The organism is Streptomyces sp. UNOB3_S3, from assembly GCF_020740895.1.
Lineage (GTDB): Bacteria > Actinomycetota > Actinomycetes > Streptomycetales > Streptomycetaceae > Streptomyces.
This window is the reverse complement of sequence record NZ_JAILXP010000108.1, coordinates 1-19,426: the sequence shown is the minus strand read 5'-3', so window position 1 is coordinate 19,426 and position 19,426 is coordinate 1. Positions and strand designations below refer to the sequence as shown.

General features: G+C 74.0%; 17 protein-coding genes and 1 pseudogene. 10 read left to right on the top strand and 8 right to left on the bottom strand.

Annotated elements, in window-relative coordinates:
• From K6I33_RS14425 to K6I33_RS14415, 3 genes are all read left to right on the top strand, one after another.
• On the top strand, nucleotides 1-1,123 hold a 1,123-nt coding region (locus K6I33_RS14425; protein WP_229351795.1), incomplete at its 5' end, for a GNAT family N-acetyltransferase.
• A gap of 64 nt (nucleotides 1,124-1,187) precedes the next feature.
• A complete protein-coding gene (locus tag K6I33_RS14420) occupies nucleotides 1,188-2,873 on the top strand; it encodes a DUF885 domain-containing protein (protein WP_229351793.1) in 1,686 nt (561 codons plus the stop codon).
• A gap of 162 nt (nucleotides 2,874-3,035) precedes the next feature.
• Complete coding sequence (locus K6I33_RS14415) at nucleotides 3,036-3,485, top strand: Lrp/AsnC family transcriptional regulator (RefSeq protein ID WP_229351791.1); 450 nt, start codon at nucleotides 3,036-3,038, stop codon at nucleotides 3,483-3,485.
• On the opposite strand, the gene K6I33_RS14410 is transcribed toward K6I33_RS14415, so the two are convergent.
• From K6I33_RS14410 to K6I33_RS14400, 3 genes are all read right to left on the bottom strand, one after another.
• A complete protein-coding gene (locus K6I33_RS14410; protein ID WP_229351789.1) occupies nucleotides 3,472-6,564 on the bottom strand; it encodes an AAA family ATPase in 3,093 nt (1,030 codons plus the stop codon). The genes K6I33_RS14415 and K6I33_RS14410 overlap by 14 nt on opposite strands.
• Nucleotides 6,561-7,727, bottom strand: a complete 1,167-nt coding sequence (locus K6I33_RS14405; RefSeq protein ID WP_229351787.1) for an exonuclease SbcCD subunit D — start codon at nucleotides 7,725-7,727, stop codon at nucleotides 6,561-6,563. The genes K6I33_RS14410 and K6I33_RS14405 overlap by 4 nt, the downstream gene beginning before the upstream one ends.
• 199 nt (nucleotides 7,728-7,926) lie before the next feature.
• Nucleotides 7,927-8,553 (bottom strand): YigZ family protein, encoded by a 627-nt coding sequence (locus K6I33_RS14400; RefSeq protein ID WP_229351785.1) that lies wholly within the window; start codon nucleotides 8,551-8,553, stop codon nucleotides 7,927-7,929.
• Between the two features lie 99 nt (nucleotides 8,554-8,652).
• On the opposite strand from K6I33_RS14400, the gene K6I33_RS14395 reads away from it, so the two are divergent.
• Both K6I33_RS14395 and K6I33_RS14390 read left to right on the top strand, forming a co-directional pair.
• Nucleotides 8,653-9,060, top strand: a complete 408-nt coding sequence (locus K6I33_RS14395) for a CoA-binding protein (RefSeq protein ID WP_229351783.1) — start codon at nucleotides 8,653-8,655, stop codon at nucleotides 9,058-9,060.
• A gap of 53 nt (nucleotides 9,061-9,113) precedes the next feature.
• Entirely contained in the window at nucleotides 9,114-9,635 is a 522-nt protein-coding gene (locus tag K6I33_RS14390; protein ID WP_229351781.1) for a GNAT family N-acetyltransferase, read from the top strand.
• Here the strand turns inward: K6I33_RS14390 and K6I33_RS14385 are convergent.
• The gene (locus K6I33_RS14385; protein WP_229351797.1) at nucleotides 9,607-10,149 is read right to left on the bottom strand and encodes a YbaK/EbsC family protein; all 543 of its coding nucleotides are present in this window, start codon (nucleotides 10,147-10,149) and stop codon (nucleotides 9,607-9,609) included. The genes K6I33_RS14390 and K6I33_RS14385 overlap by 29 nt on opposite strands.
• A gap of 65 nt (nucleotides 10,150-10,214) precedes the next feature.
• Complete coding sequence (locus tag K6I33_RS14380) at nucleotides 10,215-10,787, bottom strand: XRE family transcriptional regulator (protein ID WP_229351779.1); 573 nt, start codon at nucleotides 10,785-10,787, stop codon at nucleotides 10,215-10,217.
• Between the two features lie 100 nt (nucleotides 10,788-10,887).
• Here K6I33_RS14380 and K6I33_RS14375 point away from each other — a divergent pair, with 100 nt between their 5' ends.
• The 4 genes from K6I33_RS14375 (at nucleotide 10,888) to K6I33_RS14360 (ending at nucleotide 15,635) form a co-directional block, all read left to right on the top strand.
• Complete coding sequence (locus K6I33_RS14375; RefSeq protein ID WP_229351775.1) at nucleotides 10,888-11,754, top strand: DMT family transporter; 867 nt, start codon at nucleotides 10,888-10,890, stop codon at nucleotides 11,752-11,754.
• A 79-nt stretch (nucleotides 11,755-11,833) separates the two neighbouring features.
• Nucleotides 11,834-13,189, top strand: a complete 1,356-nt coding sequence (locus K6I33_RS14370) for a phosphatase PAP2 family protein (RefSeq protein WP_229351772.1) — start codon at nucleotides 11,834-11,836, stop codon at nucleotides 13,187-13,189.
• Nucleotides 13,190-13,524: 335 nt separating this feature from the next.
• A complete protein-coding gene (locus K6I33_RS36330; protein WP_229351771.1) occupies nucleotides 13,525-14,580 on the top strand; it encodes a cytochrome P450 in 1,056 nt (351 codons plus the stop codon).
• Between the two features lie 47 nt (nucleotides 14,581-14,627).
• Nucleotides 14,628-15,635, top strand: coding sequence for a cupin domain-containing protein (locus K6I33_RS14360; protein ID WP_229351769.1), 1,008 nt, complete (start codon nucleotides 14,628-14,630; stop codon nucleotides 15,633-15,635).
• A gap of 49 nt (nucleotides 15,636-15,684) precedes the next feature.
• Here the strand turns inward: K6I33_RS14360 and K6I33_RS14355 are convergent, their stop codons facing one another.
• Nucleotides 15,685-16,206, bottom strand: a complete 522-nt coding sequence (locus K6I33_RS14355; RefSeq protein WP_229351767.1) for a gamma carbonic anhydrase family protein — start codon at nucleotides 16,204-16,206, stop codon at nucleotides 15,685-15,687.
• Nucleotides 16,207-16,371: 165 nt separating this feature from the next.
• Between K6I33_RS14355 and K6I33_RS14350 the strand changes: the two genes are divergently transcribed.
• Entirely contained in the window at nucleotides 16,372-18,069 is a 1,698-nt protein-coding gene (locus K6I33_RS14350) for an NAD(P)/FAD-dependent oxidoreductase (RefSeq protein WP_229351765.1), read from the top strand.
• Nucleotides 18,070-18,142: 73 nt separating this feature from the next.
• Here K6I33_RS14350 and K6I33_RS14345 read toward each other — a convergent pair whose 3' ends face one another.
• Together K6I33_RS14345 and K6I33_RS14340 are read right to left on the bottom strand one after the other, a co-directional pair.
• Nucleotides 18,143-18,805, bottom strand: coding sequence for a DedA family protein (locus tag K6I33_RS14345; protein ID WP_229351762.1), 663 nt, complete (start codon nucleotides 18,803-18,805; stop codon nucleotides 18,143-18,145).
• Nucleotides 18,806-18,985: 180 nt separating this feature from the next.
• A pseudogene (locus tag K6I33_RS14340) lies at nucleotides 18,986-19,426 on the bottom strand (MerR family transcriptional regulator); the annotation flags it as partial.

The following is a 19,426-nucleotide window of genomic DNA, read 5'->3' as shown; positions in this document are numbered from 1 at the left end:
CGCACGGACCGCCCGGCACGGCGGCGCCACGACGCTGTGGCGGATGCGGACGACCGTGCGCGACGAGCCCGGCAGCCTGGCCGCCCTCGGCCTGGCCCTCGCGGACCTCGGCGTCGACATACTGTCCCTCCAGACCCACCCGCTGGGCGACGGCACCGTCGACGAACTGCTGCTGCGCGCCCCCGCCACCCTGAGCCCCGCCGAGCTCACCGGGGCCGCCGCCGAGGGCGGCGGCCGGGACACCTGGCTGGAGCGGGCCGACGCCCACGACCTGGTGGACGCCCCCACCCGGGTCCTCCACCTCGCCACCCGCACCGCCCTGGACGCCGCCGAACTGCCGCTCGCCCTGCGCAGGCTGCTGGGCCGCTGCACCATCCGCTCGATACCCGCCGCCCGCTCCGGCGCCACCGGCGAGCCCGTACCCGACGACGGGGTGTGGGAGGGGACGACGATGCGACTGCGCGACCCCTCCGGCGGCACCATCACCGTCGACCGCCCGTATCTGCCCTTCACCCCGACCGAGTTCGCCCGCGCCCGCGCGCTGGTCGAGCTCGACGCCCGCCTGGGCCCGCGCCCGGCGCAGCCGGGCGACGTGCTGACGCTCCCCGAGGGCGGCGAGATCACCATCCGGCGGGCCGGCACGGGCGACCTGGCCGCCGCCCGGGAGATGCACGAGCGCTGCTCCCCGGCGACGCTCTCCCAGCGCTACCACGGCCCCGTCGGGCACGCCGACCACTACCTCCACCACCTGCTGAGCCCCCGCTTCGGCCGCACCCTGGCCGCGTACTCCTCCACCGGACGGCTGGTGGCGCTGGGGCATCTGCTGTGGGACGGCGACGAGACCGAGGTGGCGCTGCTCGTCGAGGACGCCTGGCAGCGGCGCGGGGTCGGCGGCGAACTGCTGGGCCGGCTGGTGGCCATGGCCGCCGAGGCGGGCTGCGGACGCGTCTACGCCGTCACCGCCCCCTCCAACACCGGGGTCGTCGCCGCCATGCGCGCCCTCGAACTGCCCCTGGACTACCAGATCGAGGAGGGCACGCTCGTCATCACCGCCCGCGTCGACGCCCTGTCCCCGGCCGCGCCCGGCCACCCCCTGACCGTACGCCGCGCCACGGGCCGCTGACCGGCGGCCCGCAGGCGGGGAAAAAACGGTGACGCGGCGGTACCGCGCGTACGAGGATGGGCGCATGCCGAACACCACCAGCGCCCCCCTGCCCCGTCAGGTCGCCGACGCCTACGTCACCGCGTTCACCGAGCTCGATCCGATCATCGGCACCTTCCTGGGGGTGAAGGACAGCTCCCGGCGGCTGCCGGACTTCTCCCCGGCGGGGCAGCGGGCCGTCGCCGACCTCGCCCGCGCCACCCTGGAGGCGCTGGCCGAGGCCGAGGCGCGGCCGGGCGGGGACAGCGACGGCGAGCGGCGCTGCGCCCGGCTGCTGCGCGAGCGGCTGACCGCCGAACTCGCCGTGCACGACACGGGGGAGCACCTGCGCACGGTCAGCAATATGCACTCGCCGCTGCACATGGTGCGCGAGGTGTTCACGCTCATGCCGCTCGACGGCACGGACGACTGGTCGGCCGTCGCCGAGCGGCTGCGCGCCGTGCCGGCGGCCCTGGAGGGCTATCGCGCGTCCCTCGCGGAGGGACTGTCGCGGGGCCTGCTCGGCGGCCCCCTCCAGGTGACCACGGTGCTGGGGCAGTTGAAGGACTGGATCGGCACGGGCGCGGGCTGGTTCGGCGACTTCGTCGCCGACGGGCCGGAGGAACTGCGCGCCGAGCTGGCGGAGTCGGCGCTCGTCGCCACGGGCGGCCTCGTCGCGCTGCGCGACTGGCTGCGGGACGTCTACGCCCCGGCCGTCGAGGGCGCGCCGGACGTCGTGGGCCGCGAGCGGTACGCCCGCTGGTCCCGCTACTGGAACGGCACCGACCTCGACCTCGACGAGGCGTACGCCTACGGCTGGTCCGAATTCCACCGCATACTCGGCGAGATGCGCGTGGAGGCGGAGAAGATCCTGCCGGGCGCGAGCACCCCGTGGGAGGCGCTGGCCCACCTCGACGCGCACGGCACCCACATCGAGGGCGTCGAGGAGGTGCGGGTCTGGCTCCAGGAGCTGATGGACGAGGCGATCGAGGCGCTGGACGGCACCCACTTCGAACTGGCCGAGCGCGTCAAGCGCGTCGAGTCCCGCATCGCCCCGCCGGGCGGCGCGGCGGCGCCGTACTACAGCCAGCCGTCCGAGGACTTCTCCCGCCCGGGCCGCACCTGGCTGCCCACCATGGGCGAGACCCGCTTCCCGGTGTACGACCTGGTGTCGACCTGGTACCACGAGGGCGTGCCCGGTCACCACCTCCAGCTGGCGCAGTGGGTGCACGTCGCGGACCGGCTCTCCCGCTACCAGGCCACGGTCGGCCTCGTCAGCGCCAACTGCGAGGGCTGGGCGCTCTACGCGGAGCGGCTGATGGACGAGCTGGGCTTCCTCACCGACCCCGAGCGCCGGCTGGGCTATCTGGACGCCCAGATGATGCGGGCCACGCGGGTGATCGTCGACATCGGCATGCACCTGGAGCTGGAGATCCCCGGGCACTCCCCCTTCCACCCCGGTGAGCGCTGGACGCCGGAGCTGGCGCGGGAGTTCTTCGGCATGCACAGCGGCCGCCCGGCGGACTTCGTCGACAGCGAGCTGGTCCGGTACCAGGGGATGCCGGCGCAGGCGATCGGCTACAAGCTCGGCGAGCGCGCCTGGCTCACCGGTCGGGAGGCGGCCCGCGCGGCCCACGGCGCGGCCTTCGACGCCAAGGCCTGGCACATGGCGGCGCTGTCCCTGGGCTCGCTGGGCCTGGACGATCTGGTGACGGAGCTGTCGGCGCTCTGAGGCGCGTACGGCTGCCGTGCCCGCGCCCGCGCGCCGGGTGCGGCAGCCGTCGCCGTCCGGCGCCGTCCGTGACCGGACGGCGGAACCGGCCGGCCCGGTGCACACCGGCCGGCCCCGGTGAAACCATTGCCTCGCCGGGGATTCCCCTGCTAGACATCGTGTATGACCGGCTATTCCCCTGACGCCACCGACTGGCGCATACTCGATGCCCTCCAGAGCAACGGCCGGTCCGGCTACGCCGAGTTGGCCCGTGCGGTGGAGATGTCCGCCAGCGCCGTGACCGAGCGGGTCCGCCGGCTGGAGGAGGCGGGCGTCATCGAGGGCTACACCGCCGTGGTGGACCCCGAGCGGCTCGGCCTGCCGGTGCTGGCGTTCGTCCGGCTCCGCTACCCCAACGGCGGCGACGAGCCCTTCCACGAGCTGCTGGAGGCGACGCCCGAGATCCTGGAGGCGCACCACGTCACCGGCGACGACTGCTTCGTGCTGAAGGTCGCCGCCCGTTCCATGCGCCACCTGGAGGAGGTGGCGTGCCGGATCGGCGGGCTCGGCGCGGTGACCACGAGCGTGGTGTACTCCTCGCCGCTGCCCCGCCGCGCGCTCAGCCGGGGGTAGCCGCCGTCCGCTGCCGGACGGAGGAGCCCGACCGCTCCTTGACGATGCGCAGTTGCGCGGGGACGCGCTGTCTGAGATCGGCGACGTGGCTGACGATGCCGACCGTGCGGTCGCGCTCGCGCAGCGAGTCCAGGACGTCGAGGACCTCGTCGAGGGTCTGCTCGTCGAGGCTGCCGAAGCCCTCGTCGATGAAGAGGGTGTCCAGGCGGACGCCGCCCGCCTCCTCCGTGACCACGTCGGCGAGGCCGAGGGCGAGGGCGAGCGAGGCGAAGAAGGTCTCCCCGCCGGAGAGCGTGGCGGTGTCCCGCTCGCTGCCCGTCCAGGCGTCGACGACGTGCAGGCCGAGGCCCGAGCGGCCGCGGCCGGAGGTCCGGGCGTCGGAGTGGACGAGCGTGTAGCGCCCGCCCGACATCCGCCGCAGCCGGGCCGTCGCCGCGGCGGCCACCTGCTCCAGCCGGGCGGCCAGGACGTACGACTCCAGGCGCATCTTGCGCTCGTTGCGGGCGGAGGTGCCGGCGGCGAGCGAGGCGAGCTCGGCCACCCGGTGGTACTCCGCGCGCAGCGGGGCCAGGCGGCGGGCGTCGGCGACGGCCTCGGCGGAGAGCCGGTCCAGTTCGTCGCAGCGGGTCCGGGCGGCGGCCTCCTCGGCGGAGGCGTGGCGCAGCAGCCGGGTCGCGGCGTCGGCGGCCGCGCGGGCCGCCTCCGGGTCGGCGGGCGGCAGCGCGGCGGCTCCGGCCGGGCCGGGGTCGGCCAGTTCGGCCGCGACGGCCGCCTCCTCGCGCCGCCACGCCTCCTCCCGTCCCTCGAGTTCCCGGCGCGCGGCGGCGCTCAGCAGCGCCTCCGCGGCCTGGGCGGGGGTGCCGAAACCGGCGCGGTAGGCGGCGTCGGCGAGCCGGTCGTCGGCCTCCTTGAGCCGGTCCGCCGTGCGGGCCGTCTCCCGCGCGGCCTCGGCGGCGCCGGCGACGAGGCCCAGCCGGCGTTCGAGGAGCGCGGCGCGGTGGGCGACGCTCTCGGCGCCGTCCCGGGCGCGGTCCAGCTCGCGGGTCAGCGCGCGGAGTTCCGCGTCGAGGCCGTCCCGGCGCGTGGCGTGGGCGGCGAGGCGCAGCCGGGCCTCCTCCTGTCCGGCGCGGCGCCGCTCGTGCTCGCGCTCGGCGCTGTCCTGGGCCTGGCGGGCGTGGTGGAGGTCCTCGGCGGCGGCGCGGGCTTCCGCGTGGGCGCGGGCGAGGTCGTCGACGAGGGCGGTGAGAGCGGCGACGGTGGCCTCGCCCGCGTCGGCGGTGGCCACGGCCAGTTCCTCGCGCAGGGGCCGCAGCGCCTGGTCCGCCGCGTCGCGGGCCTTGTCGGCGCGCCCGCTCGCGGCCAGCGCGGCCTCCTCGGCCGCGCGGTCCACCTGCCCGGCGTCGGCGCGGGCCGGGCCGGGGTGCTCGGTGGCGCCGCACACGGCGCAGGGCGCGCCGGGCTCGAGCACGGCCGCGAGCTCGGCGGCGATGCCGCGCAGCCTGCGCTCCTTGAGGTCGAGCCAGTGCTCGTGGGCGGCGACGGCATCCTCGCGGGCGCGCAGCAGCCGGGCCTCGGCGGTGGCCGCCTCATGGGCGAGCCCGTCGCGGCGGCGGGCGGCGGCGAGCCGCTGCCGTTCGGTCTCCAGGCGGGTGGCGAGCCGCTCGGCCTGCCCGGCGGCCTCCTGTGCCTCGTCGACGCGCCGCTGGTGGTCCCGGCGGGCGGCGTCCCAGCCGGCGAGCCAGTCGGCGGCCTCGGCGAGGACGGCCTCGTCGGCGTCGGCGGCCCGCTCCAGGCCCGCGGTCTCGGCGGCGATCGCGGCGGCGCGGTCCTCGGCCCGGCGGGCGGCGGCGAGACCGCCGAGCTCCTCGCGCAGGGCGTGTTCCAGGGCGCCCAGTTCCTCGGCGCCGGCCTCGCGCCGCCCGTCGGGGAGCGGCGTCCTGGCCCGGTGCTCGGCCTCGGCGGCGGCCTGGTGCCCGGCCTCGGCCCGTTCGCGCGCCTCCAGCGCGGGCGCGACGACCTCGGCCGCCCGTCCCCGCGCCAGCCGCTCGCGCACCGCGTCCCGCTCTTCCCGCCTCTCCTCCAGGACGGCGGCGCGCCGTGACGCGTCCGCGCGGCGCCGCTGCGCGCGGTCCAGATCCCGTGCCTCGTCGGCACGGTGCCGCGCGAGGTGATGCCCGTGCTCGGCGGCCCGGGCCGCGGCACCGGCGATGTCCCGCCGCTCCCGCGCGTGCGTCCGCGCGAGGGCGGCCCACTCCAGCACGGCCTCGGCGAGCCCGGCGTCCCCGGGTACGAGCGGCACGCCGGGCGCCGTGCCCCGCCCGGCGCGGGGCGCGGGCACGCGGCCGTCGCGGCGGGGCGCGGGCGTCGCCGGGTGCGGTGTCCCCACCTCCGGCAGGGACGGGTCCGCCGCCGCCTGCCGCATCCGGTGGCCGAGGGCGAGGAGGCGTTCGTCGCCCGCGCGCACCCGCGCCTCCGCCGCGCGGCGGAGTTCCGCGAGGTGTTCCTCCACCGCGGCGAAGCGGCCGGTGTCGAAGAGGCGGCCCAGCAGCCGGGCGCGGGCGCCGTCCTCGGCGCGCAGGAAGCGGGCGAAGTCGCCCTGCGGCAGCAGGACGACCTGGCAGAACTGCTCGCGGCTCATGCCGAGCAGCCGGGTGATCTCCTCGCCGATCTCGTCGTGGGAGCGGCTGAGCGCCTTCCACTCCGTGGCCCCGGCGGGCAGTTCGCGCAGCGCGCTGTAGGCCTTCTCGCGTGTGACGCCGGTGCCGCGCTTCTTGGGGCGGGGCTGCTCGGGGCGCCGGGTGATCTCCAGGCGCCGTTCGCCGGCGGTGAGTTCGAGGACGACCTCGGTGGGGGTGCCGGGGTCGGCGTGGTCGCTGCGCAGGGTGAGGCCGGTGCCCTGCCGGGCGCCGGGCACACCGCCGTAGAGCGCGTAGCAGACCGCGTCGAGGACGGACGTCTTGCCCGCGCCGGTGGGCCCGTGGAGGAGGAACAGCCCCGCGCCGGCGAGCTCGTCGAAGTCGATGTCCTGGGTACCGCCGAAGGGCCCGAACGCGGTCAGGGTGAGCCGGTGGAGCCTCATGGGGTCACCTCGCGGGCGGCCTCGTCCAGGCGTACGGCGTCGAGTGCGGCGGTCAGCACGGCGCGCTCGGCCGCGTCGGGTCCGTCGCCGCCGCGTACGTGTGCCACGAAGTCCTCGGCGATCTGGTGGTCGGTGCGGCCGCGCAGCCGCGAGGCGTAGGAGGCGAGGGGGTCCTCGGGGGCCCGGTCGGGTTCGAAGACCAGGCTGAGTGTGTGGGGGAAGCGGTGGGTGAGCCGGGCCATGGGCTCGTGGGGGCGTTCCGGGTCGGTGAGGGTGGCCTCGACCCAGGCGTCCTCGTGCCGTTCGAGCGCCGGGTCGGCGAGGAGTTCCTCCAGCCGGCCGCGGATCCGGGCGAGGGGGCGCGGCGCGGGGCAGTCGAGCCGCTCGGCGGTGACGGAGCCGTCCCCGTCGAGGTCGACCAGCCACATGGTCTTGCGGTGGTTCGCCTCGGAGAAGGAGTAGGCGAGCGGGGAGCCGGAGTAGCGGACGCGGTCGGTGACGGCCTGGCTGCCGTGGAGGTGGCCGAGGGCGGTGTAGTGGACGCCGTCGAAGACCTCGGCGGGGACGGCGGCGACGCCGCCGACGGTGATGTCGCGCTCGCTGTCGCTGGTGGTTCCCCCGGCGACGAAGGCGTGGGCGAGGACGACGGCGCGGGTGCCGTCGGGCCGCCCGGCGAGGTCGGCCCGCACCCGGTCCATGGCGGCCTGGAGCACGGCCGTGTGCCCGGCCCGCTCGGCGCCCAGCCGCTCGCGGACGAGGGCGGGCTCGAGGTAGGGCAGGCCGTAGAAGGCGACGTCGCCGTGGGCGTCGGAGAGGAGGACGGGGGTGCCGCAGCCGTCGGGGTCGGTGCGCAGGTGTATCCCGGCGCGCTCGATGAGTCCGGCGCCGACGCCCAGGCGGCGGGGCGAGTCGTGGTTGCCGGAGATCATCACGGTGGGGACGGCGAGTTCGGCGAGCCGGTGGAGGGCTTCGTCGAAGAGCTCGACGGCGGCGAGCGGGGGCACGGCCCGGTCGTAGATGTCACCGGCGACGAGCACGGCGTCGACGTGGTGCTCGCGGACGGTCCGCACGAGGTGGTCGATGAAGGCGCGCTGGGCCTCCAGGAGGTTCACACGGTGGAAGGACCGTCCGAGGTGCCAGTCCGAGGTGTGCAGCAGTCTCACAGGACGGCTCCGGCCCGCATCGTCTCGTCCCCTCCGCTGTCTTCTCCCGTACCGGTGTGCGCACGTGTCGCACCCGCTCCGGACGGCACTCTGTCCAGTTCCGTCCCCCAGTTTCGCATCCGGGCGGCGGCCGGGCGGCACGATCGGCCGAATGCGGCCGGCGCCGAATGCCGGACGCGGCCGGCGGTCCGCCGTGCGGTCAGACGTCGCCGTAGGCCTCCCCGCCCAGTTCCAGGCGGGCCGTGCCCGCCGTGGCGTCGGCGAGCCAGGAGCGGAAGGCGTCGACGTCCGCCTCGGGCAGCCCGATCTCGATGCTGACGCCCGTGCCGTAGGTCACGTTCCGCACCTCGCGGCCGGTGGCGCGCAGTTCGTTCTCCAGCTTTCCGGCGCGCTGGTGGTCGACGGTGACGGTGGCCAGCCGGAAGCGGCGCCGGGTGATGGTGCCCAGGGTGTCGAGGGCCTCGCCGACCACGCCGCCGTAGGCGCGGATGAGCCCGCCGGCGCCGAGCTTGATGCCGCCGAAGTAGCGGGTGACGACCGCGACGACATAGCGGGTCTCGCGCCGGACGAGCATCTGGAGCATGGGCACGCCCGCGGTGCCGCCGGGCTCGCCGTCGTCGCTGGCCTTCTGGACGGAGCCGTCGGCGCCGATGACGTAGGCCCAGCAGTTGTGGCGCGCGGTGGGGTGCTCCTTGCGGATCCGGGCGATGAAGGCCTGTGCCTCCTCCTCGGTCGCGGCGGGCGCGAGCGCGCAGATGAAGCGCGACTTGTTGATTTCGATCTCGTGCACGCCCTCGCGCGCGACCGTCCGGTATTCGTCGTGCATCCCGTAAGCCTAAGTCGTCCCCGGATCCGGTCCGGATCTTGGCCGGATCTTGTGGGTGATCCCGGGAATGGTGGGATGGGGAAGCTCGTTGGAGCGGGCATGTACGCAGAACCGGGGATCATCCGGAAGATCATCGAGGGGACCGGCCCCACCTGGGCGGTGGTCGGTCTGTCAGCCAATGAGCGGCGCGCGGCGTTCGGCGTGGCCGAATTCCTCCAGCGCCACGGCAAGCGCGTCGTGCCCGTGCATCCCAAGGCCGAGACGGTGCACGGCGAGCGGGGGTACGCCTCGCTCTCGGACATCCCCTTCGACGTCGACGTCGTGGACGTCTTCGTCCGCTCGGAGTTCGCGGGCGCGGTCGCGGACGAGGCGGTCGCGGTGGGCGCGAAGGCGGTCTGGTTCCAGCTGGGCGTGATCGACGAGGACGCGTACGAGCGGACGCGCTCGGCGGGCCTGCCGATGGTCATGGACCGCTGCCCGGCGATCGAGATCCCCCGCCTGCGCTGAGCGCTCCGCTGGAGGTCGAGTCCGCCCGGCGGGCCGTGCGCTAGCGTCGGTCCATGATCGTTCCGCGTATGGCCCGCCCCGAGGACGCCGCCGAGATCGTCCGGCTGCGTCGTGTGATGTTCGCCGCGATGGACGGCCGGGACTCCCCCGGCCCGTGGGAGGCGACGGCCGAGCGGGTGGCGCGGCGGCAGCTCGCGGAGCCGGGACGGCCGGGGCTCGTGGGGTTCGTCGTGGACGGCGATCCGGCGGAAGGCGCGCCGCATCTGGCGTCGTGCGCGGTCGGCCGGGTCGAGGAACGGCTGCCCGCCCCGGGGCATCCGACGGGCCTGTTCGGCTTCGTCTTCAACGTGTGCACCGACGACCGCCACCGGGGGCGGGGTCTCGCCCGGGCGACGACGGAGGCGCTGCTCGACTGGTTCGCCGAGCGGGGCGTCACCCGCGTCGATCTCCACGCGACGGAGGACGCCGAGCGCCTCTACCGCGCCCTCGGCTTCGGCGAGCATTCGCTGGCGCTGTCGCTCGACGTGTCGCGGCGACCGGCCGGGGTCAGCCGGCGAGGCCGTCCAGGACCGTGACCCCCGGCAGCGACGCGATGGCCTTGCCGGGCACGATGAGCTTGCCGCGGCGGCTGCCGCTGCCGATGAGCACGTACGGGCTGTCGGCGACGGCGGCGTCCACCAGCACCGGCCAGCCGGCGGGCAGCCCGATCGGGGTGATGCCGCCGTACTCCATGCCGGTCTCGGCGAGGGCGGTGTCCATGGCCGCGAACGAGACCTTGCGCGCGCCGAGATGGCGGCGCACGACGCCGTTGACGTCGGCGCGGGTGTGGCCGGGGACGACGCAGGCGGCGAGCGAGCTCTCGCCGCCGCGCTTCGCCGCGACGATCACGCAGTTCGCGGACTTCTCCAGCAGCCACTGCCCGTAGTGCGCCACGAGGACGGCGGTGTCGGCCTTTTCCGCCTCCGTGTCGACGTGGAGCAGCTCCTCGGCGGGCACCGGGCCGCCCCAGCCCCGGATCGCCTCCGCCACGGGCGGGACCAGCAGCCCCAGTCGCTCGGCGGCGGGCCGGGCGTCGTCGAATGCCTCCATGGGCGTCGGGTTCTCGCTCATGATCGTCACCGTAACAGCCGGGCCGCCGGTGGTGCCGGGGCGTCTCAGCGGGCGGGCGGCACGGCCACCGCCATGGTCATCTCGACCGGTACGGAGCCGTCGTTGCGGTAGGTGTGCGGCACGTTCGCCTCGAAGGTGGCCGAGCTGCCGGCCGGCACCCGGTGCTCCGTTCCGTCGACGACGAGGGTGAGCTCGCCGGCGGTGACCCGCAGCAGCTCGACCGTGCCCGGCGGGTGGGCGTCCGAGGCGCTGCTGTCGCCGGGCACGATGTGCCACTCCCACAGCTCCAGCGGGCCGCGCGCCTCGGTGCCGACGAGGAGCGAGGTGTGGCTGCCGGCCTCGGTGGACCACATCCGCACCACCTGCTCCGGGGGGACGACCCGGACGCGCGCGCCCTGCTCGTAGTCGAGGAGGGTGGTGATGCTGACGCCGAGCGCGTCGGCGAGCTTGACCGTGGTGCCGACGCTGGGGTTGGTCCGGGCCTGCTCGATCTGGATGATCATGCCGCGGCTGACTCCGGAGCGGGCCGCCAGGGCGTCGAGGGTGAAGTTGCGCTCGCCACGCCAGCGCTTGAGGTTACGGGCGAGCGACTGCGTGAGCTGGTCGAGGTCCGTCACGATCGATCCCGTCCAATATATTTTTCGCCAAAGTTTACTGCAATGAACTACGGTGTTCCGGACTCCACTGTTCACCACACTGTACTGCGAGGTCCTTCCCATGACACCGCTCTTCGCCCTGGCCACCAGCCTCATGTGGGGGCTGGCCGACTTCGGCGGTGGGCTGCTCACCCGGCGCATGCCCGCCCTGACCGTGGTCCTGGTCTCGCAGCTGCTGGCCGTGGCCGCGCTGGGCTCGGTCGTCGTCGCCACCGGCGGCTGGTCCGAGGCCGGACCCCAGCTCTGGTACGCGGTCGCGGCCGGCGTGGTCGGCCCGGCGGCGATGCTCGCCTTCTACCGCGCCCTGGCCCTCGGCCCGATGGGCGTCGTCTCCCCGCTGGGCGCGCTCGGCGGCGTCGCGGTGCCGCTCGCCGTCGGGCTCGTCCTGGGCGAGCGCCCGGGCCTGCTCCAGTTCGCGGGCATCGCCGTCGCCGTCGCCGGCGTCGTCCTGGCCAGCGGCCCGGGACTCGGCGGCGCGCCCGTGCAGCGCCAGACCCTGGTGCTCACGCTCGTCGCCGCCTTCGGCTTCGGCTCCGTGATGGCGCTGATAGCCGAGGCCTCGCACAACCTCACCGGGCTCTTCCTCGCCCTGTTCGTCCAGCGCCTGTGCAATGTGGTCGTGGGCGCCGGCGCCCTCTACGCCTCCGTCCGCCGGGGCGCCCCCGCCCTGCCGGAGGACGGCTGGCAGGGCATCCGCGCGGCGCTGCCCGCGCTGGCCTTCGTCGGCCTGTCCGACGTGGCCGCCAACGGCACGTACAGCATCGCGGCCAACAACGGCCCGGTGACCGTCGCGGCCGTCCTCGCTTCCCTCTACCCGGTGGTCACCGCGCTGGCCGCCCGGGGCTTCCTGAGCGAGCGGCTGCGCGGGGTGCAGGCCGCGGGCGCGGGGCTGGCGCTCGTCGGAACGGTCCTGCTGGCGACGGGCTGACGCCGCCTCCTCCCCCGGCGGCGGCTCCGGGGCACCCTCGGACAAATCAACCAAACTGTTGATACCTATAGTGGCGCGGGTGTCTTCGCGAATAAGCAGCAGAACGAAGTTCGCCGCGTGGCGCCGGCCACGGGCGGCCCTGTGGGCCGCGGCGGGTGCGGTGGCCCTCGGATTCCTCATCGCGCTGGAGATCGCCGCGCGTCACTACGCGGGCGTGCCGGGGCCGATCACCAACCAGGCGCGAGAGGTGATATTCGACCCCAAACCGGGGCCGCTGTACGCCGGCATGGCGTTGATGATGGTGGTGCTCACCTGGCGGCAACGGTTCATCGCGGCCGGAGTCGCGGTCGGCATCGATATCGTCTTCGTGCTGGTGCGGTGGGCGGTCGACGCCAAGGTGGCCGACGGCCACTACTTCGGCAACGGCGCGCTGTGGGTGATGCTGGGCTGCGCGGTCATCGCCGTCACACGCCGCACCGGCCGGGAGCGCGTCCTGCTGCTGAAGGGCGTCGGGCTGGGCCTGCTGCTCGTGGCCGGCCGCAAGACCGGCGACACCTGGCTGCTCATCACGTCGAAGACCCGCCCGACCGTGCTCGACCCCTACGTGGCGACCGCCGATCACGCGCTGGGCAACCCGTCGTGGGTGGCGGGCCGGATCCTCGAGGCCTCCGGCCCGGTCGTCACCCACACCCTCGACCTGGTCTACGCCCAGCTCGCGGTGGCCGCGGTCGCCGTCGCGCTGTACCAGCTGCGCAACGTGGCGACCGAGCGCCGCTTCCCAAGCCACCATCTGGTGCGCACGTTCCTGGTGATCGGTCTCCTCGGGCCGGGCATCTACATGATCTTCCCGGTGGTCGGGCCGATCTTCGCCTACGGTCCGGGCACCTCCGGCACCGGCGGTGTGCAGTGGGCGGTGGCCGACCTGTGGCCGCACACGCCGCCGGCGATCGGCATCCCCCACCCGGTGCCGTACGACGGCATCACCCCGCGCAACTGCATGCCCAGCCTCCACACGGCGTGGGCCACCGCGATCTTCATCCATTCCCGCAAGGGCCCGCGCTTCCTGCGCTACGCGGGGACGTTCTGGCTGGTCGCCACGCTCAGCGCGACGCTGGGCTTCGGCTACCACTACGGCGCGGACCTCATCGCCGGTGTGGTGTTCACGCTCACGATCGAGACGGCTCTGCGCGCGCTCGACCGCGGCTGGGACCGCTCGGCAACCCGGCTGGTCGCTCATGGCGCGGCGGTCTTCACCGCGCTCCTGCTGTCCTACCGCTATCTGCCGGTGGAGATGGCCGAACATCCGTGGGTGGCCGGGCCGCTCCTCCTCCTGGCGATGGCCACGGTGATCTACGGCTATGTGCGGACCACCCGGCGGTGGGAGCCGAAGGCCGCGCCCCTGCGGCTGCCGGAACGCCAACCCGAACTGGTCTGAGCCGCGCCTCGGCAAAGATCGTGGTTTTCCACGATGCTCAGGTCCCACGAGCTTCGGCAGAGTGAGAGCCGCTGGTCTCCCGCCGGATCCGGGCCACGTGTCCGGGTCCGGCACATTCCGCGATCCACAACGCTCATCAGGACTGGAGTGGTCATGAAGATGATCAAGGCGCTCGTGAAGAAGTTCAAGAAGGACGAGGACCTCGCCCAGCACGCCTGGGTGCTGCACGTGATCTGACGCACCGCCGTCGGTGGGGGGCGGCGGCACGGCCGCCGCCTCCGCCGACGCCGCGAAGTGCCCCATCTCATCGCCGTGCCCATGGAGGCGGGATTCTCGTGAAAGAAACGGCGCCGGCAGCGGTGCGCGACCGTTCCGTCGTGTTCGCCCCGCGGATCCAGGACCTGCTGGCCCGGGAGGAGAAGGTGTTCCGGATCGACGCGACCACGGTCGGCGTCTCCGACCCCCACCTGATCGCCGGCATCGTCGCGGCGCGCCCCGTGCTGTCGACGGAGCGCTCCGTCTACAAGCCCGCCGCGGGAGCCGACATCCACCACGACAGCGCGACACGAACGATCCGCGCGCTGGGGCAGGACGTCATGGCGGGCATCCGGACTCCGCCGCCCCCGGCGCGCGGGCTGTCCGGCGCCTGGCCCTACGCCGCCACCTCCTACCTCCGCCGGTGGCTCTTCTCGTCCGACCCCCTGCCGGTCTCCCTGCTGTCGAAACGCGGCGTCACGCGCTCCGACGCGCTCTCCCGGATCGTCGACCGCGCCGTCACCGTCTGGGCGGGATCCGGCGCCGACGGCAGGTCCACCGCGCTGGCCGGGCAGATCCGCGACGCCTCCGGCACCCGGGACAGAAGACAGGCCGTCGCGCTGTACCGGCGGTCGACGGCCACCCTCTGCGACGGCGTGGCCGCGCTGGCCGGCAACGCCCTGTGGCTCATGGGGCCCGCGCGGGAAGAGGAAGGACCCCACCCCGACCTCACCGCGGTCCTGTGGGAGACGCTGCGACTGCTCCCGCCCGCGTGGATGCTGTACCGCAAGGGCGGGGACGCGTACACCGGACTGCACCCCGAGATCCGTCCCGACGACAATGTCGCGCTCTTCCCGCTCCTGATGCACCGTCACCCGGACTACTGGTCCGGCCCGCTGGAGTTCCGGCCCGAGCGGTGGTCCGCGGTGGCGGACCCGGAGAAGACGCCCGCGTTCATGCCGTTCGGGTTCGACGGAGCCCGCTGCTGGGCCAAACACCTGGTCGTCCCCCTGGCCGAGCGCCTGCTGACCGTCGCCCTCGACAACCGGCTCGCCGTTCGCGGCCCGTGGCACGAGGCACCCGTCCCCCTGCGCTCCCTGCTCTCCGTGCGGTTCGAGGCGGAAGCCGGGGCGTGACCCGACAGACTCCACGGAAAAACACGGGAAGCACACGGGGAACCACCATGGAATCGCCCACGCTGGCCGGATGGGTCGGCCACGTCGAGGACTTCGCCGCCCGCCGGTGGCAGCGCGAGCCCGCCGTCTTCACACCCGGAACGCTCGCCTCGCCGTTCGGCCTCGACGAACTGGACGCCGCCTTCGACGGAGGGCTGCTGCGCACCCCCTACCTGGAGATGGTCCGCTCCGACAAGGTCGTCGTCCCGCCCGAGGCCTTCACCACGTCACGCGTGGTCAACGGCACGACGCACCACGGCTTCGCCGACCGCGCGAAGGTCGTCGCACTCCTGCGCTCCGGGGCGACGCTGCTCCTGCGCCGCGTCGACCAGTGGCACCGCCCGACGGCCGATCTGGTGGCGCGGCTGTCCGAGGAGATCGACCGGCGCGTGGAGGCGTTCTTCTTCCTCACGCCCGCCGGCGGCCAGGGTCTCGCGGTGCACCGTGACGACGCCGACGTGTTCGTCCTCCAGGTGGCCGGACGCAAGACCTGGTACGTCCACGACGCGCCGGCGGTGGCGGACTGGTCACCGGGAGAGCTTCCGGACGGCGAACGCTCCCCACGGCTCCTCCACCGCGTCCTCGAACCCGGCGACGTGCTCTACGTCCCGCGCGGCTTCGCGCACCGCGCGGTGGGCGCCGCCGGACTGTCCGCCCACTTGTCGCTGACGATCCGCGACATCTCCCTCCAGGACCTGCGCACGGCCCTGGAACGGCTGTTGTCCGAAGGGCTGGACCTCCCGGCGCGCCCCCTGGGCGAGGCCGCGATCACCGACGCCTGCGCCACGCTGCTCGGTCACGCCCGGGCGCGGCTCGACGCGATCGGGCCGGAGGACCTGCGGCCCGCCGCACGGGCCGCGCGGACCCGGCGACCGGACGCGCCGCCGGTGACGGAGACGTTCGCCGGGACGGCCCGCGACTGGGAGACCGGTGCACCCGGCACCAGGCGCGCCGGACCGGCGTCCGTCAGTGGCGCGTGGCGCAGGCTGCGCGACGCGGCACGCACCGCGCGCTGACGCGGCGGCCGCGACGTTCCCGGCCGCCACGTGCGCGTCACGCTTCGCGTCACACCTCGCGGTGGGCCTTCGCCAGCTCCAGGTACATCGTCGCGTTGAGCCGGATGTGCTCGCGCTCCTCCTCGGTCAGCTCCCGGCGCACCTTCGCGGGCACGCCCGCGACCAGCGAGCCGGGCGGCACCCGCATGCCCTGGGGTACGAGCGCCTGCGCGGCGACCAGTGAGCCGGCGCCGATCACGGCGCCGTTGAGCACGGTGGCGCCCATGCCGATCAGCACGTCGTCCTCGACGGTGCAGCCGTGGAGCACGGCGTTGTGCCCGACCGTGACCCGCTCGCCGACGCGCACCGGGAAGCCGGGGTCGACGTGCACGGTGCAGTTGTCCTGGATGTTGCTGTCGGCGCCCAGCTCGATGGGGCCGCAGTCGGCGCGCAGCACGGCGTGGTACCAGACGCTCGACCCGGCCGCGAGGGTGACGTCGCCGAGCACGACGGAGGTCGGGGCCGTAAAGGCCTCCGGGTCGACCACGGGCTCCTTGCCCGCCACCGCCTTGACCAGTGCCCGTTCCGTCATCGCCCTGACCCCTCCCTCGGTTCACTCCATGCGCTTGCGTCCCAGACGGTATCGCCTTGTCGCCGCAGGGCAAGGACGATGGACCGAATGCGTCACCCATGAATAATTTTCTGGTGATTTGTACAGCCTCGTAGAGCCACAACGGATCACGAAGCTGGAGGACGCATGCCGAGTTCGCCCCCACCCCCCGTCATCGTGCTGATGGACGGCGACCCACTGCGCAGGAGCGCGCTCGCCGAGACGATCACCGGCTGGTACGAGCGGGACTTCCAGGTCCTGGAGCTGGGCTCCGGCGAGTCGGCCGGCCTCGCCGGCCTGGCCGGGGACGGCGCACGGGTGGCGCTGGTGGCCGAGGTGGGCGAGGACACCGCGGGGCTCGCCCGGACCGCCGAGGCGGCCAAGGTCCCGGACGCGGCCGGCCTGGTGTCCCTGGTGCCCGACGGGCAGACGATGGCGGTGGCCGACGGCGGCGGCCCGGCGAGGGCCGGCTTCGTCGAGGAGGACGGCCTGGTCACGGCGCACCTCCGGCTCGTCGACAACCTGCTGTACGACTGGTGGCTCAATGCTCCGGCGGACCTGCGGAAGCTGTTCGGGTCCGTCGATATCTCGGGGAACATCAAGGCGAAGGGAGCCTTCAGGATCCGGGAATTCCTCACCGGCTCCGGCGTCGTCTTCCGCTGGCCCAAGGACTCCCAGGGCAAGGACATCGAGGTCACGGTGACCCTCACGGGGAAGCCTCCCGTGAAGCTCACGAACCCGACGCTCGCCCAGCTGGCGAAAGCGCTCGGGCTCCTGAACACCTCGCTGAAGGAGTGGTACGACCTGGTGATCGTCGGCGGCGGGCCCGCCGGGCTGTCGACGGCCGTCTACGCCGGTGCCGAGGGGCTCTCCACCCTCGTCATCGAGGACGACGTCCCCGGCGGCCAGGCCGGCACATCGTCGAAGATCTGGAACTACCTCGGCTTCCCGGGCGGTGTCCCCGGGCACACCCTCGCGACATCCGCCTTGAGGCAGATCAAGGAATTCAAGGTGGACTGGCATCCGCTCGCCGTCGCGAAGGCCCTCCACGTCACCACCGACCACACCGCGCTGATCCCCCACGAGGTCGAGCTCTCCGACGGCAAACGGATCAAGGCCGGCGCGGTCGTCATCGCCACCGGTATGACCTGGCGGCGGCTGGACGCGAGCACCGGCGCCGCCGCGCTGGAGGGCGCCGGCGTCTACTACCACGCCCTGATGACGGACCTCGACTACATCGAGGGCAAGGAGATCGCCATGGTCGGCGGGGGCAACTCCGTCGGGCAGGCCGCGGTCCACTTCGCGCAGAAGGCCAAGAAGGTCACACTGATCGTCCGGTCCGACCTCAGGAACATGTCCCAGTACCTGGTCGACACGATCGAGCGCCTGAAGAAGGCCGGGAAGATCGAGGTACTGCTGAAGACCGAGGTCAAGAAGTGCGTGCCGTCGAAGACGAATAAGAACGAGCTGGAGTCGGTGAAGACCGGGCCCACCGGTAGCAAGCCCGCCGACCGCACGCTCACCACCGAGTGGCTCTACGTGCTGATCGGCGGGGTCCCGAACACCAAGTGGCTGGGCAAGGCGGTCCAGCTCGCCTCCAACAAGACCGTCCTGACCGGCCATCACATCCCCGGCGGGCAGCAACGCCCGTCCACCGGGACCAGCGTCCCCGGGGTCTACGCCGTCGGGGACGTCCAGTACGCGGCGCCGCCCCGCGTCGGCGGGGCGGTGGGCCGGGGCGCCGCCTGCGTCGCCGAGCTGTTCGCCTACATCAAGGAGCAGCCGTACCTCTTCCCGACCTACGCCGGGAAGGACAAGAAGGACGGAAAGAAGGGCAACGGCTGATCCCTCCGGAACGGCCGAGGGCCCCCGGCACGCTGCCGGGGGCCCTCGACGGAGACGCTCGTCACGGAACGCGTCACTCCGCGGTGACGGCCTCGGGCTCGGCGGGCTGCCCGGCCTTGCCCTCGCTCTCGCGCGCGGTCTTCTTGGCCTTCATCCGCATCACCACGAAGGACCCCAGGCCGAAGAGCAGCGCGGCCACCAGCCCCAGCCAGGAGAACTTCCCGATCCACTCCTCGGCGACCTTGCCGACGGTGTAGATCAGCGCGACCGTGCCGCCGGCCCAGACGATGCCGCCGAGGACGTTGGCGATGAGGAACTTCCAGTACGGCATCTTCAGCACACCGGCGAGCGGGCCGGCGAAGATCCGCAGCAGGGCGATGAAGCGGCCGACGAAGACGGCCCACATGCCCCACTTGGTGAACGCCTTCTCGGCGGTGGCCACGTGCTGCGGGCCGAAGTGCTTGGGGAACTTGCGGCCCAGCCAGTCCAGCAGCGGCTTGCCGCCCTTGCGGCCGATCAGATAGCCGATGGAGTCGCCGATGATCGCACCCGCGATGGCGCACCCGCCGAGCACGTACGGGTTGATGTGGTCCTGCGAGGCGGCGAGCAGCGTGGCGCTGACGAGCACGATCTCACCGGGCAGCGGGATGCCCAGGCTCTCCAGCCCGATCACTCCGCCTACCAGGAGGTAGACGGCGATGGCCGGAACTGTCTCGAGCCATTCCTGGATGTGCAACGCCGGATCCTCCCCGGTTGACGACCCGCTTGTGCGCGGTCCGATGTGTACGACCTGACTCCGGCGCGCCATGTCGCGCGCGCCGGAAGCCTACCTGGAGGAGAAGACTCGGATCCGGGCCCGCTGGTTGAGGCGGGACGGTCACATCTTCGCCACACCGCTTTCCCCGGCCCGCCCGGCTCAAGCGGCCTCCCGGGCCGTGTCGGCGTCGAGCGCGGCGCTGAGCCAGGCGTGGGCGGAGCCCGCGGTGGGCTCGGGCGGGCCGGAGGGCGGGCTGATCAGCTCGGCGACGAGCCCCCAGTAGTGGTCGATCCGCGGGTCCGCCGCGAGCTGGCCGCCGAGCAGCCTGCGGAAGGCCGGGGTGTCAGGCGTGCCACGGGCGTGGGCGTAGGCGGAGACGAAGCAGTCGAGCGCCTCGCCGGGCCGCGCCGGGCGTCCCGCCCGCAGCTCCGCCGAGGCCAGCGCGTACGCCTCGATCAGCCCGTCGTAGAGGACGGCCGGGCGGTAGCCCTCCTCGGGCCGGTGCACGGCGGGCCGGTTGTCCGCGCCGCCGCAGTCGCCGGAGACGAAGGCGTGCAGCCGGGCGAAGGCCAGCACCTGGGCCGGGGTGGGGTCCTCGGG

Coding starts and splice junctions, on each gene's coding strand:
- K6I33_RS14350 (WP_229351765.1), top strand. CDS start 16,372: ATGCCGAGTTCGCCCCCACCCCCCGTCATCGTGCTGATGGACGGCGAC.
- K6I33_RS14415 (WP_229351791.1), top strand. CDS start 3,036: ATGACCGGCTATTCCCCTGACGCCACCGACTGGCGCATACTCGATGCC.
- K6I33_RS14360 (WP_229351769.1), top strand. CDS start 14,628: ATGGAATCGCCCACGCTGGCCGGATGGGTCGGCCACGTCGAGGACTTC.
- K6I33_RS14395 (WP_229351783.1), top strand. CDS start 8,653: ATGTACGCAGAACCGGGGATCATCCGGAAGATCATCGAGGGGACCGGC.
- K6I33_RS14355 (WP_229351767.1), bottom strand. CDS start 16,206: ATGACGGAACGGGCACTGGTCAAGGCGGTGGCGGGCAAGGAGCCCGTG.
- K6I33_RS14375 (WP_229351775.1), top strand. CDS start 10,888: ATGACACCGCTCTTCGCCCTGGCCACCAGCCTCATGTGGGGGCTGGCC.
- K6I33_RS14420 (WP_229351793.1), top strand. CDS start 1,188: ATGCCGAACACCACCAGCGCCCCCCTGCCCCGTCAGGTCGCCGACGCC.
- K6I33_RS14410 (WP_229351789.1), bottom strand. CDS start 6,564: ATGAGGCTCCACCGGCTCACCCTGACCGCGTTCGGGCCCTTCGGCGGT.
- K6I33_RS14400 (WP_229351785.1), bottom strand. CDS start 8,553: ATGCACGACGAATACCGGACGGTCGCGCGCGAGGGCGTGCACGAGATC.
- K6I33_RS14385 (WP_229351797.1), bottom strand. CDS start 10,149: ATGGAGGCATTCGACGACGCCCGGCCCGCCGCCGAGCGACTGGGGCTG.
- K6I33_RS14390 (WP_229351781.1), top strand. CDS start 9,114: ATGATCGTTCCGCGTATGGCCCGCCCCGAGGACGCCGCCGAGATCGTC.